Source organism: Aldersonia kunmingensis, from assembly GCF_001646865.1.
Lineage (GTDB): Bacteria > Actinomycetota > Actinomycetes > Mycobacteriales > Mycobacteriaceae > Aldersonia > Aldersonia kunmingensis.
The window spans coordinates 1-15916 of sequence record NZ_LRRB01000140.1 but is presented as its reverse complement, the minus strand read 5'-3'; the positions used below and the strand labels follow the sequence as shown (position 1 = coordinate 15916).

General features: G+C 67.2%; 14 protein-coding genes and 1 tRNA gene. 8 read left to right on the top strand and 7 right to left on the bottom strand.

Annotated features, from left to right (window positions below; translation table 11 throughout):
* Positions 1-3: 3 nt before the first annotated feature.
* Positions 4-804, top strand: coding sequence for a hypothetical protein (locus A8G08_RS10945; RefSeq protein ID WP_068273647.1), 801 nt, complete (start codon positions 4-6; stop codon positions 802-804).
* A gap of 13 nt (positions 805-817) precedes the next feature.
* Here the strand turns inward: A8G08_RS10945 and pth are convergent, their stop codons facing one another.
* The 3 genes from pth to A8G08_RS10930 form a co-directional block, all read right to left on the bottom strand.
* Positions 818-1393: an aminoacyl-tRNA hydrolase gene (pth, locus tag A8G08_RS10940; RefSeq protein WP_068273645.1), complete on the bottom strand. Its 576-nt coding sequence runs from the start codon at positions 1391-1393 to the stop codon at positions 818-820.
* A gap of 13 nt (positions 1394-1406) precedes the next feature.
* Positions 1407-2042, bottom strand: a complete 636-nt coding sequence (locus A8G08_RS10935) for a 50S ribosomal protein L25/general stress protein Ctc (protein WP_068273643.1) — start codon at positions 2040-2042, stop codon at positions 1407-1409.
* A 157-nt stretch (positions 2043-2199) separates the two neighbouring features.
* Positions 2200-3393: an aminotransferase class V-fold PLP-dependent enzyme gene (locus tag A8G08_RS10930; protein ID WP_068273641.1), complete on the bottom strand. Its 1194-nt coding sequence runs from the start codon at positions 3391-3393 to the stop codon at positions 2200-2202.
* Positions 3394-3592: 199 nt separating this feature from the next.
* Here A8G08_RS10930 and egtA point away from each other — a divergent pair, with 199 nt between their 5' ends.
* Genes egtA through egtD form a run of 4 tightly spaced genes read left to right on the top strand, consistent with a single transcriptional unit; the run spans position 3593 to position 7940 of the window.
* Positions 3593-4855 (top strand): ergothioneine biosynthesis glutamate--cysteine ligase EgtA, encoded by a 1263-nt coding sequence (egtA, locus tag A8G08_RS10925; RefSeq protein WP_068273639.1) that lies wholly within the window; start codon positions 3593-3595, stop codon positions 4853-4855.
* A complete protein-coding gene (gene egtB / locus A8G08_RS10920; RefSeq protein WP_068273637.1) occupies positions 4852-6192 on the top strand; it encodes an ergothioneine biosynthesis protein EgtB in 1341 nt (446 codons plus the stop codon). The genes egtA and egtB overlap by 4 nt, the downstream gene beginning before the upstream one ends.
* A 3-nt stretch (positions 6193-6195) precedes the next feature.
* Positions 6196-6960 (top strand): ergothioneine biosynthesis protein EgtC, encoded by a 765-nt coding sequence (gene egtC / locus A8G08_RS10915; protein ID WP_068273636.1) that lies wholly within the window; start codon positions 6196-6198, stop codon positions 6958-6960.
* Positions 6957-7940, top strand: coding sequence for an L-histidine N(alpha)-methyltransferase (egtD, locus tag A8G08_RS10910; RefSeq protein ID WP_068273634.1), 984 nt, complete (start codon positions 6957-6959; stop codon positions 7938-7940). The genes egtC and egtD overlap by 4 nt, the downstream gene beginning before the upstream one ends.
* Positions 7941-7943: 3 nt before the next feature.
* Here the strand turns inward: egtD and A8G08_RS10905 are convergent, their stop codons facing one another.
* The 4 genes from A8G08_RS10905 to A8G08_RS10890 all read right to left on the bottom strand — a co-directional run bounded on the left by A8G08_RS10905 (position 7944) and on the right by A8G08_RS10890 (position 11452).
* Positions 7944-8570, bottom strand: coding sequence for a DUF2461 domain-containing protein (locus A8G08_RS10905; RefSeq protein ID WP_068273632.1), 627 nt, complete (start codon positions 8568-8570; stop codon positions 7944-7946).
* 209 nt (positions 8571-8779) lie between these two features.
* A complete protein-coding gene (locus tag A8G08_RS10900; RefSeq protein ID WP_068273630.1) occupies positions 8780-9760 on the bottom strand; it encodes a ribose-phosphate diphosphokinase in 981 nt (326 codons plus the stop codon).
* Entirely contained in the window at positions 9757-11304 is a 1548-nt protein-coding gene (gene glmU / locus A8G08_RS10895; protein ID WP_084436102.1) for a bifunctional UDP-N-acetylglucosamine diphosphorylase/glucosamine-1-phosphate N-acetyltransferase GlmU, read from the bottom strand. Before glmU ends, A8G08_RS10900 begins: the two co-directional genes overlap by 4 nt.
* Before the next feature lie 77 nt (positions 11305-11381).
* A tRNA-Gln gene (locus A8G08_RS10890) sits at positions 11382-11452 on the bottom strand.
* Between the two features lie 247 nt (positions 11453-11699).
* Here A8G08_RS10890 and A8G08_RS10885 point away from each other — a divergent pair.
* The 3 genes from A8G08_RS10885 to A8G08_RS10875 all read left to right on the top strand — a co-directional run.
* Positions 11700-12344, top strand: a complete 645-nt coding sequence (locus A8G08_RS10885) for a TetR/AcrR family transcriptional regulator (protein WP_068273628.1) — start codon at positions 11700-11702, stop codon at positions 12342-12344.
* A gap of 33 nt (positions 12345-12377) precedes the next feature.
* Complete coding sequence (locus A8G08_RS10880) at positions 12378-13025, top strand: TetR/AcrR family transcriptional regulator (RefSeq protein WP_068273736.1); 648 nt, start codon at positions 12378-12380, stop codon at positions 13023-13025.
* Positions 13026-13123: 98 nt separating this feature from the next.
* Positions 13124-15916, top strand: a 2793-nt coding sequence (locus A8G08_RS10875) for a transcription-repair coupling factor (protein ID WP_068273734.1), incomplete at its 3' end; no start/stop codon positions are given.

Here is a 15916-nt window from a genome sequence, read left to right as displayed (position 1 = left end):
TCGATGAACACCCTCAGCCCTTATCTGCGCGTCCTCGCCGGATTCTTCGCCGCGGTCTGCACGTGGCTGATCGTCGTGAGCGCGATCCAGGTGGACTTCGGGCAGGTTGTCACGATGACCGTCTTCGCCGCCGGGTTGTGGTATCTCGCCCTGGCCAAGCCGATTCGGGACCACATCGCCCGGGTGAAGGCACGGAACGCGGCGATCGTCGCCCGCGCGGATGCCGCGAACGCGGCATTCATGGCTGGCGATACGGCTGCCGCCCTCGCGGCGCCGCCGCCGGTCTACGCTCCGCCACCCGTCCGCAAGGGCGTTGTGGCTGCGGCAATCGTGGCGGCCGGATTGACGGTCATCGGCATCGCCACCGATATCTCGGATGGCTTCGACGAGTCCGAGGACCAATCGCCGCCATCCTCGACGCAGCCAGTTCCCACGTCGGCGGCCCGTGCCACCACGTCGGCCTCGCCGACGACGACAGTCGCACCCTCGGCGACGATTACTCCGACAACTATCGCTCCTGCGACGAGCGTGCCGGCTGCGGCTCCGGTTCCGCAATCAGCTTCGGCGCCAACCGCTTTGATGCCGGCTGTGTTGTGCATGAATCTGCAGGCGGCGCAGGACGCGATCCAGGCTGCCGGAGTCTTCTACTCGCGCAGCGAGGATGCGACCGGCAAGGGGCGCATGCAGATCTCGGATCGCAACTGGGTCGTCGTCGCACAGAGTCCGGCCCCGGGGATCGCGATCGACGAGGGCGACGCGGTGCTGTCCGTGGTCAAGTACGGCGAGTCGGGAGACTGTCCCTAACCCAGCGGGGTGCTCAGTGCAGGCGGTTCTGCGCGGCCTCGAGCCCAACGTCGAGCAGCAGTTCCACCGCATCCGCGGCCTGCTCGCAGATGATCGGCAGCTCCTTGCGCTCGGCGGCGGAGAACGGCTTGAGCACGTAGGCCGCGGCGTCCATCCGGCCCGGCGGGCGGCCAACGCCGACCCTGGTGCGCAGATAGTCCTTGCTGGTCAGGGCGCTGGAGATGGAGCGAAGCCCGTTGTGGCCGCCCTCGCCACCGCCCTGCTTGAGCCGGATCGTGGCGAAGTCGAGGTCGATCTCGTCGTGGATGACGATCACCCGCTCCACCGGGACGGAGAAGAATCTGGCGAGCGCGGCGACCGGGCGACCGGACTCGTTCATGTAGCAGCGCGGTTTGGCGACGAGCACAGGACGCCCGTCGAGGCGCGCCTGCAGGAGGTCCGCGCCGGACTTCTTGTGGGTGGAAAAACGGCCGCCGACGCGCTCAGCGAGCACGTCGGCGACCATAAAACCGATGTTGTGGCGGGTGCGCTCGTACTGTGGGCCCGGGTTACCGAGCCCGACGACGAGCGCCGCACCTGTATCAGCCATCGAGTGAGGAGAATCAGCCCTCGGCCGACTCGTCGGCAGGAGCCTCTTCCTCGGCGGCACCCTCTTCCTCGGCACCCTCTTCCTCGGTGGTCTCCGCTTCCTCAGCCGCCGGCGCGACCACGTTGACGATCAGGGTCTCCGGGTCGGTCTGCAGGGTCGAGCCCTTGGGGAGCTCCAGCGCACCGGCGAGCACCTGGGTGCCGATCTCGGCGCCCTCGATGTCGACCTCGATCGACTCGGGGATGGACAGCGCATCGGCCTCGAGGGAGATGGTGTTGGCCTCCTGCGTCAGGACGGAGCCGGGGGCGGCCTCGCCGGTCACGACGACTGGCACGTCGACGACGACCTTCTCGCCCTTGCGGATGACCAGCAGGTCCGCGTGCTCGATGTAGTTGCGGATCGGGTGCACGACAACCGACTTGGTCAGTGCGAGCTGCTCGGTGCCGTCGATGTCGAGGGTGAGGATGGCGTTGGTGCCGTTCTCACGCAGCACGCGGGCGAACGCCTGCGCGTTGACCGCGAGGTGCTGCGGGTCGGTCTTGTGGCCGTAAAGGACCGCGGGAACGTTGCCGTCGCGACGGGTGCGGCGCGCGGCACCCTTGCCGAACTCGGTGCGGACGACGGCGGTGAGACGACTTGCGTCGGACATGTGAAACGGCTCCTACGTTCGATCGATCAGTTGTGGTCAACACGTCGCGGCGGGACAGACGTGGACGGCGAACGGAGCCGTGCCGCGTCGATCACGGTGCGGGAAGCGTGTGCTTCGTCTGCACCCTCGCCGAGACAACCTGAACAGACTACCGCACCTACCTGCGCGGGGCCGAATCCCGGTTCACGTTTGCGACCGCCGTGGCCAGCGCATCGATGTCCTCGTCGGAGACGAAGCAGTGTGGGGACGCGCGGACAACCGAGCCGAGTCCGCGTTTGGACATGTCGATCAGCGTCGAGCTGCGGTGGCTGACGGTCACCGTGACGTTCTGCTCCGCCAGCCGGTCACGCACGTCCACCGGCTCGAACCCGGCCACGGTGAACGACACGATCCCAGCTCGGCGCTGTCCGAGATCGCGCACCTGCACCCCGTCGATCTCGCCCAACACGGCGCGCACCCGTTCGGCGCGCTCCGCAATTGCCGCATAGACATCGTCGGGCCCCAGATCCAGCAGATAGCGGACCGCGGTGCCGAGACCGAGCCGGCCTGCGACGTCGTGTTCCCAGAATTCGAACCGACGGGCGTCGTCGTGCATCCGGTAGGTGTCGAGCGCGGTCCACTCGGCGCTGTGCAGGTCGAGCGAGGCCGGTTCGAGGGTGTCGAGCAGTCCTTGCCGGACGTAGAGGAAACCGGTGCCGCGCGGACCGCGCAGCCACTTTCGCCCGGTCACCGACAGCGCATCGACACCGAGTTCGGCCACGTCGAGCCGCAATTGCCCTGCGGACTGGCAGGCATCGAGCAACACCAGCGCACCGACCCGATGGGCGAGCGCGGTGACCTCGGCGACCGGATTGACCAGCCCGCCGTTGGTGGGCACATGTACCAGCGATACGAGCCGTACTCGCTCATCGAGCAGCGTCGCGAGCGCATCGAGATCGAGCTGCCCGTCGGTGTCGCTCGGCACCACATCCACGGTTGCGCCGACGGCCTGTGCACGCTGCAGCACGGCGATCGCATTGCTCGCGTATTCGGCTTCGCTGATCAGCACGCGATCGTTCGCGCCGAGCGGCACGGCACCGAAGAAGTCCGTCCACGACCGCGTCGCGCTGTCGCTGAGTGCGATGGAATCCGCGGTTGCGCCGATCAGCTCGCCGATCGCCACCTTCACCCCAGCGAGGTCGTCGAGCCGCTCGTTCGCGGCACGGTAGCCGCCGACCTGCGCCTCTCGGCGGATATGCCCGGTTACGGTCGCGACTACCGGTTCTGGCGGCAGCGAGGAACCCGCGCTGTCGAAGAACGCCAGATCCAGGCAACCGGGCGTATCGGCGCGAACCCGTTCGCGGTCGAGCATGTGTGAGGTCCTTCCCGGTAGGGCATACGTGGCCCGGCAGCAGTCCGCGTCGAGACTGCCCGAAATTCGTGCCGAACGGGTGAACGGGCCGTGCGCGCGCGTCGTTTTCGTTTTAATGTCGGAACACCGGCGGCTACTTGATGTCGGTACCACCGACTAGGGTCCCGATTTGGCAGTCCGCCTCTGATCGGAGGTCACGATGGCAACTGCAATGACGGTTGGCACGCTCTCGACGCGCGCCGCCGCCGAGGCCTATCTCGGCGGAGTGTGTTTCAAGCTGGGACCGCCGACGCTGGTCGGGGCCGAGCTCGAATGGTTGACCACGATCGACGATGGTGACTGTCCCACCTCCAGCCCACCGCAAGCGCACGTTGCTAGACCGGACCTCATGGTCCTCGCGTCGGCCCTCGGCCCGTACGCACCCACCTCCCTCTCCCCGTCCTCGCCGGCGCTGGCATTGCCATTCGGTGGCCGCGTCACAGTCGAGCCGGGTGGTCAGCTCGAAATCTCGAGCATTCCCGTTTCCTCAACCGAGGAACTCTGTCGCCGATTGCGCGACGACGAAGACTTCTTGCGCGACCTGCTTCGCGCGCACTCCATTGGGCTCGTATCGGCGGCGGCCGAGGCCTACCGTCCTGCGCGGCGGCTGCTGCAAATGCCGCGCTACTGCGCCATGGAGAACAGGTTCCTTCGGATTGGGCCGTTCGGCAAGCTGATGATGTGCAACACCGCGGCCACGCAGGTGAGCGTCGATGCCGGCACGGACCTTGCCGAGGCCGGCGCGCGCTGGGTGGCGCTGAATGCGATGGGTCCTGCCTTGCTTGCGGCATTCGCGTGTTCCCCTGTGCTGCAGGGTGTTCCGCGTGGCTCGTGGGCGTCGCAGCGGATGCGTACCTGGCTTAACCTGGATCTCGGTCGTACCGAACCACCGGTCGATGCGGCAGATCCGACCCAGGCGTACGTCCGCTGGGCGCTCGACGCGCCGCTGTTGTGCATTCGTCGCGACGGCGAGACCGACTGGTCTCCGCCACGGGACGCGACGTTCTCGGACTGGCTCGCAGGCAATCTCGACGGCCTGGTCGACCGGCGTCCCGACTGGGACGATCTGGACTACCACCTCACCACGCTGTTTCCGCCGGTCCGCGCCTCGGGGCACCTCGAGGTGCGCTATTTCGACGCGCAACCGGCAGACACCTGGGCAGTGCCGATTCATGCAGTCTCCGCGTTGACCAGCAGTCCCACTGTGCTCGCCGAGGCGGTCACAATCGTTTCCGGCACGGAGACGCGCTGGATCGACGGCGCACGAGACGGGCTCGCGGATCCGGAAATCCGCACCGCTGCGGTGGAACTGCTGAAATTGGCCGAGGCACATGCGCCGACCCTGGATGCGGCCGCGCAACTATGTGCCGCCGTTCGGCGCTGCCGGCGGGGACGTAACCCGATCGAGGAGGAAGCTGCGTGACCATCGACCACGGCGTCGAGCCTGCCGAGGCCCTGCGCACGCGGATCGCGGAGGTGCTGGCCCGGGCACGCGCGCGGACGGCCGGCCTCACCGACTGCGTCGACGAGGCCGATCTGGTGGCGCAGCACTCCCGGATTATGAGTCCGCTGGTGTGGGACCTCGCGCATATCGGCAACCAGGAAGAGTTGTGGCTCGTACGCGACGTCGGCGGACGCGAACCGGTGCGCAGTGACATCGACGATCTCTATGACGCGTTCAAGCATGCCCGCTCGAACCGCCCGGCGCTCCCGCTGCTCAGTCCGGCAGAGGCACGCGGGTACGCCGGATCGGTGCGAGACAAAGTCTGGGACGTGTTGGACCGCAGCTCACTTGGCGGCCGGAACCTCGAGCGAGACGGCTTCGCGTTCGGGATGATCGCGCAGCACGAACAGCAGCACGACGAGACGATGCTCGCCACCCATCAGTTGCGCACGGGAGCCGCGGTGCTCGAAGCTCCCGCGCCTCCGCCGGGCGCTCCGGTCCCGCTTGAAGTGATCGTGCCCGGTGGTGAATTCGTCATGGGTACCTCCACCGAGCCGTGGGCGCTGGACAACGAACGCCCCGCACACCGGGTTTCGGTGCACGCCTTCGCGATTGATGCCGCGCCGATCACCAATGAGCAGTACCTCGCGTTCATCGCCGATGACGGCTACCACCGCTCCGAGTTGTGGAGCGAGGCCGGCTGGGCACACCGCGTCGCAGAAGGCCTGACCGCGCCGCAGTTCTGGGAACACGATACCGACGGCAACTGGTGGCGAAGGGTTTTCGGTTCGATGCGGCCGCTCGCGCCGCGTCAGCCCGTTGTGCACGTGTGCTGGTTCGAGGCCGAGGCATTCGCGCGCTGGGCGGGAAAGCGACTGCCCACCGAGGCCGAATGGGAAAAGGCGGCCCGGTTCGATCCGGCCACCGGGCGTTCGCTGCGCTATCCGTGGGGCGACGACGATCCCACCCCGGCGCGCGCGAATCTCGGTCAGCGCCACCTGGAACCAGCCGAGGTCGGCGCCTACCGGCAGGGCGTATCCCCGACGGGTGTACACCAGTTGATCGGTGACGTGTGGGAATGGACGTCATCGGGGTTCGACCCGTATCCCGGCTTTGCGCCTTTCCCGTACCGGGAGTACTCCGAGGTGTTCTTCGGCGGCGATTACCGCGTGCTGCGCGGCGGGTCATTCGGAACCGACGAGGTGGCCTGCCGTGGCACGTTCCGGAACTGGGATCACCCGATCCGGCGCCAGATCTTTGCCGGGTTCCGGCTCGCCCGCGACCTCACACCTGGTGAGACGGACGGACCGCGATAGCGCATGTGCCGTCACCTCGGATATCTGGGGCCGCCGGTTCCGGTCAGCGAGCCGATCACGTGCGGTGCACATTCGTTGTACGTACAGTCCTGGGCGCCAAGGGAAATGCGTGGCGGCGGGACTATCAATGCCGACGGGTTCGGCGTTGCCTGGTGGCCCGGTGAGCGCACCGCCGATGGTTCCGCCGTCTCCCGTTACCGCAACCCGATACCGATCTGGACCGACCCAGCCGTGGGAGAGGTGCTCGGCCAGATCACCGCGCCCGCCGTGCTCGCGTCGGTACGCTCGGCCACCCCCGGCATGCCTGTGGACCGGGCCAGTTGCGCGCCGTTCGTCCACGGCCAGTGGGCATTCAGCCACAACGGCGTCGTACCGGAGTGGCGGGAGACGCTCGCTGCGATAGCAGACGAGGTCCTCGTGCAGAACCTGTACGAGATCGAGGCGCTTACGGACTCCGCTGCGCTTTGGCTGGTGCTACGAACGCTGCTCGAACTGCACAAGCCGGAAATAGCGCTCGCCAACCTGATGGCACGGGTGCTGGACTGGCAGCCCGCCGCCCGGCTCAACCTATTGCTCGGTGACGGCGAAACACTCTGGGCAACAACCTGTTACCACTCGTTGTCGGTCCTGGCCACCGAGGACAGCGTGACCGTGTCCTCCGAACCGTATGACGACGACCCCGGCTGGACGCCGGTGCCCGACCTCCACATCGTTACCGCCCGCCCCGGCGGTGTCCGAATCGAACCCTTCGCGAAGCAGGAGATATGACGATACCGTCGCTGGAAATCCACCTGTCCGAAGACATGCTCACCGAAGCATTGCGCCACGACGCTCGCGTTGGTCTCACCGCAAGCCCGAAATGGTTGCCGCCCAAATGGTTCTACGATGCGCGCGGCAGCGAGCTTTTCGAGCAGATCACCGAACTGCCCGAGTACTACCCGACGCGCACCGAGCGGGCACTGCTCTCCGCGGTCGCGGGCGAGATCGCCGAGGCCGCTGCCCCCGAGGTGCTCGTAGAGCTGGGCTCGGGGTCATCGGAGAAGACGGTGCTGCTACTCGATGCCTTCGTGGCCCATGGCGAGCTGGAACTGTATGTGCCCCAGGATGTCTCGCCGAGCGCGCTGGAAACGGCCGCGGAACAGATCAACGAGCGTTTCCCGGGTGTTTCCGTGCACGGGGTGGTATCCGACTTCACCCACACGCTGCATCACCTGCCCCGCCCCAAGGGCAAGGACGGCAAGCGCATGATCGCGTTCCTTGGCGGTACCATCGGCAATCTCGTGCCCGAGGAGCGGGCCGAGTTCCTCTCCAGCGTGCGTGATGTGCTCGATCCGGGGGAGTTCCTGCTCCTGGGTGCCGGGTTGGTGATCGATCCTGCGGTACTAGTGCCGGCCTACGACGATGCGGCCGGAGTGACCGCAGAGTTCAACCGAAATGTCCTGCGGGTCTTGAATTCCAGGCTGAACGCCGATTTCGACGCCGACGCTTTCCGGCATGTCGCGGTGTGGGATGCGCAGCAGGAGTGGATCGAGATGCGGCTCGAGGCCTCGCGGAACATGCGCGTCGAGGTACGCGATCTAGACCTGACCGTGGACTTTGCCGCGGGGGAGCAGATGCGCACCGAGATTTCAGCGAAGTTCCGGCTGTCCGGGCTGGAAGGCGAACTCGCGCATGCCGGTTTCAGTGTCGCGAGGCACTGGACCGACCCGGACGATCGTTTCGCCTTGGTCCTCGCCGCCGCGAAGTAGTGGTCAGCTCTGCACGTCCTGCGCCCACTCCACGAGCGGGCGCAGGGCGCGCCAAGTCTTGCGGACCTCGTCGACCGTTTTCGGTGTTTCGAGCCAATCCGGGCAACCCACGTTGATGCTCGCGGTCAGCGACTTGTGCCGCAGTAGTTCGATGCGCGGGTGGTCCGCGGCGTAACCCCGCGGCGCGGTCTTGAGCTTGTCGCCGCCGATCTCGAAACCCTTGCGGGTCAGCTTCTGCAGCAGCTTTTCGAGCTCGGTGCCGCGATCATCGCGGTCGATCGCCGAACGGAACCGGGTGAGTTGCTCGCCCGATGCGTGATAGCAGCCGCCGGCGAGGCGCAGTCCCGACGCGTCCACCTGGAGGTAGTAACCCGTGCTCGGTGCGACGGCGACGAACGCGCCCTGCGCTGTTTTGTACGGCGTCTTGTCCTTCGAGAAGCGCACGTCCCGGTAGGGCCGAAACACCTTGGCGGCGCCGAACTCCGGTTCCAGCGCCGCGGCCAGTGCGGTGATCGGCTCACGCACAGCGGTGTCGTAGACGTCCTTGTGCGCGTTCCACCACGTCTTGCTGTTGTCCGCGCCGAGGTCCTCGTAGAAGTCGAGCGCAGCGACGGGTATCCCGGTGAACACATCGCCAGCCTACGGATTCCGCCGTGATCACGAACATATGGCCGCGTTCACGGGCGAAACTGGGGCCATTTGCTCGTGATCACCGCGGAACGGCGACACCTACAAAGACGCCCGCGGCGACCACATGCTCGTGATCACCGCGGGCGGGCCGCCCCATCACCGCGGGCGGGCCGCCGCATCACCGCGGGCGGTGGATTTGCTTAGGGCTCCTAGGCGCTGCCGTTGAACAGGCTCGTCACCGAGCCGTTCTCGAACACCTCGCGGATGGTGCGAGCGAGCAGCGGCGCGATGGACAGCACGGTCAGCTGCGGGAACTTCTTGTCCTCGTCGATCGGCAGGGTGTTGGTCACGACGACCTCGCGTGCGCCGCTCGCGGCGAGGCGCTCGGCCGCAGGATCGCTCAGCACGCCGTGGGTGGCGGCGATGATGACGTCGCCCGCGCCGGCTTCCTTGAGCACCTTGACCGCGCCGGCGATGGTGCCGCCGGTGTCGATCATGTCGTCGATCAGGATGCAGGTGCGGCCCTCGACCTCACCGACCACGCGATTCGACTTCACCTGGTTGGGCACCAGGGGATCGCGGGTCTTGTGGATGAACGCCAGCGGCGCGCCGTCGAGCGAGTCGGCCCACTTCTCCGCCACTCGGACGCGACCGGAGTCCGGGGAGACGACCGTGATGTTCTCGAGCTCGTAGCCGTTGCGGACGTGCTGGGCGAGCTGGCCCTGCGCGTGCATGTGGTCGACCGGGCCGTCGAAGAAGCCCTGGATCTGGTCGGTGTGCAGGTCGACCGTGATGATGCGGTCCGCGCCCGCGGTCTTGAGCAGGTCGGCGACCAGGCGGGCCGAGATCGGCTCACGGCCGCGGTGCTTCTTGTCCTGGCGCGCGTACGGATAGAAGGGCAGGACGGCGGTGATGCGCTTGGCCGATCCGCGCTTGAGCGCGTCGATCATGATCAGCTGTTCCATCAGCCAGGTGTTCAGCGGCGCGGGATGGCTCTGCAGGACGAAGGCGTCACAGCCGCGGACCGACTCCTCGAAGCGCACGAAGATCTCGCCGTTGGCGAAGTCGCGTGCGGTCTGCGGAGTGACCTGAACGTCGAGTTCCTTTGCGACCTGATCGGCCAGTTCGGGGTGCGCTCGCCCGGAGAACAGCATCAGGTTCTTCGAGTTGTCGATTGAGAACGCGCTCACTGGTCTTCGCCATCCTTTTGTTGCGTTTCGTGCGATGTGCCCGCAGCTTGTGCCGGCGGTCCTGGCTGCGGATCCGCATCCGCAGGGGTATCGGCCGTCTCTATCCCGTCACGCGCCCGGGCAGCTGCCCGAGCGGACTCCGTGTCGGGACGATTCCGCTCCACCCAGCCTTCAATATTGCGCTGTGATCCACCTGACACGGCCAGCGCCCCCGGTGGAACATTATTCCGCAACACGGTTCCGGCGCCGGTATACGCGCCGTCTCCGACCTCGATCGGTGCGACGAACATGGTGTCACTGCCCGTGCGGACGTGCGAACCGACGATCGTGCGGCTCTTCTTAACGCCGTCGTAGTTGACGAAAACGCTCGACGCGCCGATGTTGCTGTACTCCCCGATCGTCGCGTCCCCGACGTAGGTCAGGTGCGGCACCTTGCTGTGCGCGCCGATCTGCGCGTTCTTGGTCTCCACGAACGCGCCGAGCTTGCCTGCCTCACCGATTTCACTGTCCGGGCGCAGGTAGGTGAACGGCCCGACGGTCGCGCCGGCGCCGATGACCGCGCGCGTGCCGTGGCTGCGCACGACGCTTGCGCCGGCGCCGACCGTGACGTCGGTCAGGGTGGTGTCGGGGCCGATCTCCGCGTCCTCGCCGATAACCGTCGCTCCGAGCAACTGCACGCCGGGATGCAGCAGCGCGTCCTGGCCGATCTGCACTGTTGCGTCCACCCAGGTGCTGCCCGGGTCGATCACGGTGACACCGGCCCGCATATGCCGTTCCAGCAGGACGGTGTTCAGTGCGCGAGCCGCGGCGGCCAGCTGTACGCGGTCGTTGACGCCGGTCACGCGCGTCGAATCGGCGAGCAGCGCGCCGTACACCGCGCGACCGGCCTGACGCGCGATCTTCACAACGTCGGTCAAGTACAGCTCGTGCTGCGCGTTCGCGGTGCGGAGCTGATGGATCGCGGCGCGCAACAGGTCCGCGTCGAAGATATAGACACCGGAGTTGACCTCGCCGATCGAAGCCTGCGCCGGGGTTGCGTCGGCGTGCTCCACGATCTCGGCGACCTGATTGTTGTCGTCGCGGACGATCCGGCCGTAGCCGTTCGGATCCGCGGGAACAAAGGTGAGCACGGTGGCACCGGGGCGGTCGGAGTAGCTGCGGTGCTCCTCGACGAGCGCCTCGAGTGTGTGGCCGTCGAGCAGCGGCACGTCCGCGGAGGTGACCAGGACGTCGCCGGCGAAATCCGCGGGCAGGATGTCGAGCGCACAGCGCACGGCGTGGCCGGTGCCGAGCTGTTCCTCCTGGACCGCCAGGTCGATCTTGCGGCCCAGGTCGCCCGCCACCGTGGACACCGCGTGGGACACCTTCTCCCGGTCATGACCCACCACGGTGATCAGGTGTTCGGGGTGAACGTCGTTTGCCGCGTACAGCGCGTGGGCGAGCATCGATCGCCCAGCGAGAGGATGCAGCACCTTGGGGGTCTTCGACCGCATTCGGGTTCCGGCCCCGGCGGCGAGTACAACGACCGCGGTGCGCTGTCGCATTGAGCTCCCTCTAGCGTCGGTGTTCGGTCGATCATGCGGTGCCGGCGCTTTTCCGCAGATCAGCGCCGGTCCCTGCGCTCCGCCGCCAGGACTCGAACCTGAACTATCTGAACCAAAATCAGAGGTGCTGCCATTACACTACGGCGGATTGTCGCACCGGCGAGCCGTACTTCTAGCGGGTGCAGTCCCGCCGCTGCGCCACGATCCTTGCACGCCGACGGCGCGCGCGTCGAACCGCTCGCGTATTTCCACCGTCGGCGTGGCTAGGGTATGTCCTGGTGACAGGTTCGTCGCCTCCTCACTGGGAGGCCGGCGACACTCCGGGAGGGATGACATGGCTGCGGATCGGTGCAAGGCGGGCGCTATGGAGCGAAACCGAGGGCGGGGCTAGGTCCATGTCGGACCCAGAACATACCGGCCCCGGCGAGCGCGCCCCCCGGGTCCGGATGACCGGAACCCAGCGCCGCCAGCAGCTGATCGAAGTCGCCCGGGCGTTGTTCGCCGAGCGCGGTTACGACGCTGCCTCCGTCGAGGAGATCGCGCAGCGCGCGCATGTCTCGAAGCCGGTCGTCTACGAGCACTTCGGCGGCAAGGAAGGCCTCTACGCGGTTGTCGTGGACCGGGAGATGTCCACGCTCAACGACATGATCACCTCCTCGCTCACCCAGAACCGCTCGCGAGTGCGGGTGGAACGCGTGGCACTCGCGCTCCTTACCTATGTGGACGAACGCACCGACGGGTTCCGCATCCTGGTCCGCGACCAGCGGGTGACCGCGGCCGAGGGCACCTACTCGAGCCTGCTGAACGAGGCGATCGGTCAGGTCGGCTACATCCTTGGCGGCGATTTCGCCCGGCGCGGCCTCGACCCGGCCCTCGCGCCGCTCTACGCCCAGGCACTTGTCGGGATGGTGTCGGTCACGGCGACCTGGTGGCTCGATGTCCGCGAACCACCGAAAGAGGTGGTCGCGGCCCATCTGGTCAACCTGTGCTGGAACGGACTGACAAACCTCGAGCCGAATCCCGAACTGGGTGACGAATGAGGGGCAACAATTCCCACATGACCGGTGGTGCACATGCGGGTCGCTAGACAGGCCCGCGCCGAGGCGACACGTGACGCGGTGCTCACAGGCGCGGCGGAGGTTTTCCTGCGCCTGGGCTACGCGAACGCGAGCCTCGCCGAGATCATGGCGCAGGCGAAGGTCACCAAGGGTGCGCTGTACTTCCACTTCGGCTCCAAGGAGGAGCTCGCCCGAGTCGTCATCGACATCGGTATCGAGCGCCTGGCCGGGGCACGCGACCGGCTCGCCGACAACAATGCCCCAGCGCTCGAGGTGTGCGTCGCCTACAGCTATCTCGTCGCAGATATGGCTCTGCGCGACCGGATGGTCGCGGCGATGCTCGCACTGAACCATCAGGTCGGCGACTACCGCGGCACCAGCAACGAGAACATGCTGGCCTTGTTCGTCGAAGAGCATGTGCAACTGGCCAAGCGGGCAGTGCAAGAGGGCGACCTGCGCCCGGACATCGAGCCGGAGTCGGTCGCGCTGCTGCTGCAAGAGGTGACGGCCGGAGTGCACGTCATCGCACTGGGCATGGGCGACGTCGAGCAGATGCCGGCGCGCATGGAACGGGCCTGGTACCACCTGCTGCCGTCGCTCGTGCCCGACGCCAAGCTCGGGTACTTCCGCGAGTATGCCGCGCGCCGCGCCCGCCGCTACTGAACCAGCCGCGGACCCGGCACGCTCCGTGCGCTCATAAGATGGGGAAGGCCACCGTCGGTGGCGTCACAGATCCACGACTGGGCACCAGGAGCTTGCCGTTGCCTTCCACTAGCCCGCCGTTGGCGGGGCTGGCCGCCGTCGCCTGCGCGGACGCCGCCCTCACCCGAGTAGCCGAGTTGGTCGGCCAGCCGGACGTCGAGCTTGTCGGCCCGGCCGCGGTGCGTGCGTTCGCCGCCACCGCGATCGCCGATAAGTCCTTCCTGCTGCTGGTCACCGCGACCGGCCGCGAGGCGGACGACCTCACCACCGAGTTGACCGAGACGATCGGCGATGCGGTCGTGCAGTTCCCGTCCTGGGAGACGCTGCCGCACGAACGCCTCTCACCCGGCGCCGACACCATCGGCCGACGGCTCGAGGTCCTGCGTCGGTTGGCCCGCCCCACCGACCCGGATTACGGCGTACCGCTGCGGGTCGTCGTGACCACGGTCCGATCCCTGATGCAGCCGATGGCGCCGAAGCTGGGGGAGATCGAGCCGATCACGCTGCGGATCGGCGCCGAACTGGACTTCGACAAGCTGACCGAGCGTCTGGTGGAGTTCGCGTATACCCGTGTCGACATGGTCGGCAAGCGTGGTGAGTTCGCCGTGCGCGGCGGCATCCTCGACGTTTTCTCGCCGACCGCAGACCACCCGGTGCGGGTGGAGTTCTGGGGCGACGAGATCACCGAGTTGCGGGCGTTCTCTGTGGCCGACCAGCGTTCGCTCTCCGATGTTCCGATCGACCTCGTGATCGCGCCGCCGTGCCGCGAGCTGCTGCTGACCGAAGCCATCCGCGACCGCGCCGGCCAGCTCGCCGCCGACAACCAGGCCGACGCCGCACTGGTGGAGCTGCTCGACAAGCTTGGCGAGGGCATTCCGGTCGAAGGCATGGAGGCCCTGCTGCCGGTGCTGATCCCCGGCAAGCTGCAACTGCTCACCGATGTGCTCCCCGACGCCGCGCACATCGTGATCTGCGATCCGGAGAAGGTGCGCACCCGCGCGGCCGACCTGGTCCGGACCGGGCAGGAGTTCCTGGAGGCGTCGTGGACGGCCGCCTCCGTGGGCGGCACGGCTCCGATCGATACGTCGAACCTTCGCGACAGCAATGGCGCTCGGCTCGCGATCGACCTGGGCGCATCGGCGTATCGCCAGCTCCGCGAGGTCCAGGAGAGCGCGCGAGCGCGCGACCTGCCCTGGTGGACGATCAGTCCGCTCGCGTCCGGCGCGGAGTCCGAGGTCGAACTCGCGGTCTCCCCGCCGCCGGCGGCGCGCGGTTCCGAGGAGGAGCTGGCCAATACTTTCGCGATGCTGCGCGGGCATGTCAGCACCGGCGGCCGGGCAGCGATCGTGGTCGCGGGTCACGGCACCGCCGAGCGTGTGCTCGAACGGCTGCGTGAGGCGGACGTGCCGAGCACGCTGCTCGACGCGGGTGCGCAGCCGGGGGAAGGCCTGGTCGGCGTGCTGTGCGGCACGCTCGGGTCCGGCTTCGTGCTCGCCGACGCGGGCCTCGTTGTCATCACCGAGTCCGACCTGACCGGGCATCGCGCCACCGCAGCCGGCGAAGGCAAGCGGATGCCGGCGAAGCGGCGCAACCAGGTGGACCCGCTCGCCCTCGAAGCCGGTGACATGGTCGTGCACGATCAGCACGGCATCGGCAGGTTCATCGAGATGGTGGAGCGCACCGTGGGTGGCGCGCGGCGCGAGTATCTCGTCATCGAGTACGCGTCGAGCAAGCGCGGCCAGCCTGGTGACCGGCTGTTCGTGCCGATGGACTCGCTCGATCAGTTGTCCCGCTACGTCGGCGGCGAAATGCCAGCGCTGTCCAAGCTCGGTGGCTCCGACTGGGCGAACACGAAACGGAAGGCGCGCAAGGCAGTTCGCGAGATCGCAGGCGAACTCGTGCAGCTCTACGCCGCTCGACATGCCGCGCCCGGACACGCCTTCGGGCCGGATACGCCGTGGCAGAAGGAGATGGAGGACGCGTTCGCATTCACCGAGACGGTCGATCAGATGACCGCGATCGGTGAGGTGAAGGCCGACATGGAGCGCGCTGTTCCGATGGACCGCGTGGTGTGCGGCGACGTTGGCTACGGCAAGACCGAGATCGCGGTGCGGGCAGCCTTCAAGGCCGTGCAGGACGGCAAACAGGTCGCAGTCCTGGTGCCGACAACGATTCTGGCGCAACAACATCTGCAGACCTTCACCGAGCGGATGTCGGCCTTCCCGGTCGTCGTCAAGGGACTGTCCCGTTTCACCGATGCCGGCGAATCGCGCGAGATCCTCGACGGACTCGCCGAGGGCACCGTCGATGTGGTGGTAGGCACGCACCGATTGCTGCAGACCGGGGTGCGCTGGAAAGACCTCGGGCTCGTCGTGGTGGACGAGGAGCAGCGCTTCGGTGTGGAGCACAAGGAACACATCAAGGCGATGCGGACACACGTCGACGTGCTCACGATGTCCGCCACTCCGATCCCGCGCACACTGGAAATGAGCCTGGCCGGAATTCGCGAGATGTCGACCATCCTCACTCCGCCCGAGGAGCGCCACCCAGTGCTCACCTATGTGGGCGCGTACAACGACAAGCAGGTCGCGGCCGCGATCCGGCGTGAGTTGTTGCGCGACGGCCAGGTGTTCTACGTGCACAACCGCGTCAGCTCGATCGACAAGGCGGCCAAGCGAATTCACGAGCTTGTGCCCGAGGCGCGGGTTGTGGTCGCGCACGGCCAGATGAACGAAGACAACCTCGAGCGGACCGTGCAGGGGTTCTGGCAGAACGAGTACGACGTGCTGGTGTGTACGACGATTATCGAGACGGGCCTGGACATTTCGAATGCGAACACGCTGATCGTGGAG

Bases quoted from the DNA above. Each gene is read 5' to 3' on its own strand.
- A8G08_RS10945 (WP_068273647.1), top strand. From the start codon at position 4: ATGAACACCCTCAGCCCTTATCTGCGCGTCCTCGCCGGATTCTTCGCC.
- pth (WP_068273645.1), bottom strand. From the start codon at position 1,393: ATGGCTGATACAGGTGCGGCGCTCGTCGTCGGGCTCGGTAACCCGGGC.
- A8G08_RS10935 (WP_068273643.1), bottom strand. From the start codon at position 2,042: ATGTCCGACGCAAGTCGTCTCACCGCCGTCGTCCGCACCGAGTTCGGC.
- A8G08_RS10930 (WP_068273641.1), bottom strand. From the start codon at position 3,393: ATGCTCGACCGCGAACGGGTTCGCGCCGATACGCCCGGTTGCCTGGAT.
- egtA (WP_068273639.1), top strand. From the start codon at position 3,593: ATGGCAACTGCAATGACGGTTGGCACGCTCTCGACGCGCGCCGCCGCC.
- egtC (WP_068273636.1), top strand. From the start codon at position 6,196: ATGTGCCGTCACCTCGGATATCTGGGGCCGCCGGTTCCGGTCAGCGAG.
- egtD (WP_068273634.1), top strand. From the start codon at position 6,957: ATGACGATACCGTCGCTGGAAATCCACCTGTCCGAAGACATGCTCACC.
- glmU (WP_084436102.1), bottom strand. From the start codon at position 11,304: ATGCGACAGCGCACCGCGGTCGTTGTACTCGCCGCCGGGGCCGGAACC.
- A8G08_RS10885 (WP_068273628.1), top strand. From the start codon at position 11,700: ATGTCGGACCCAGAACATACCGGCCCCGGCGAGCGCGCCCCCCGGGTC.
- A8G08_RS10880 (WP_068273736.1), top strand. From the start codon at position 12,378: ATGCGGGTCGCTAGACAGGCCCGCGCCGAGGCGACACGTGACGCGGTG.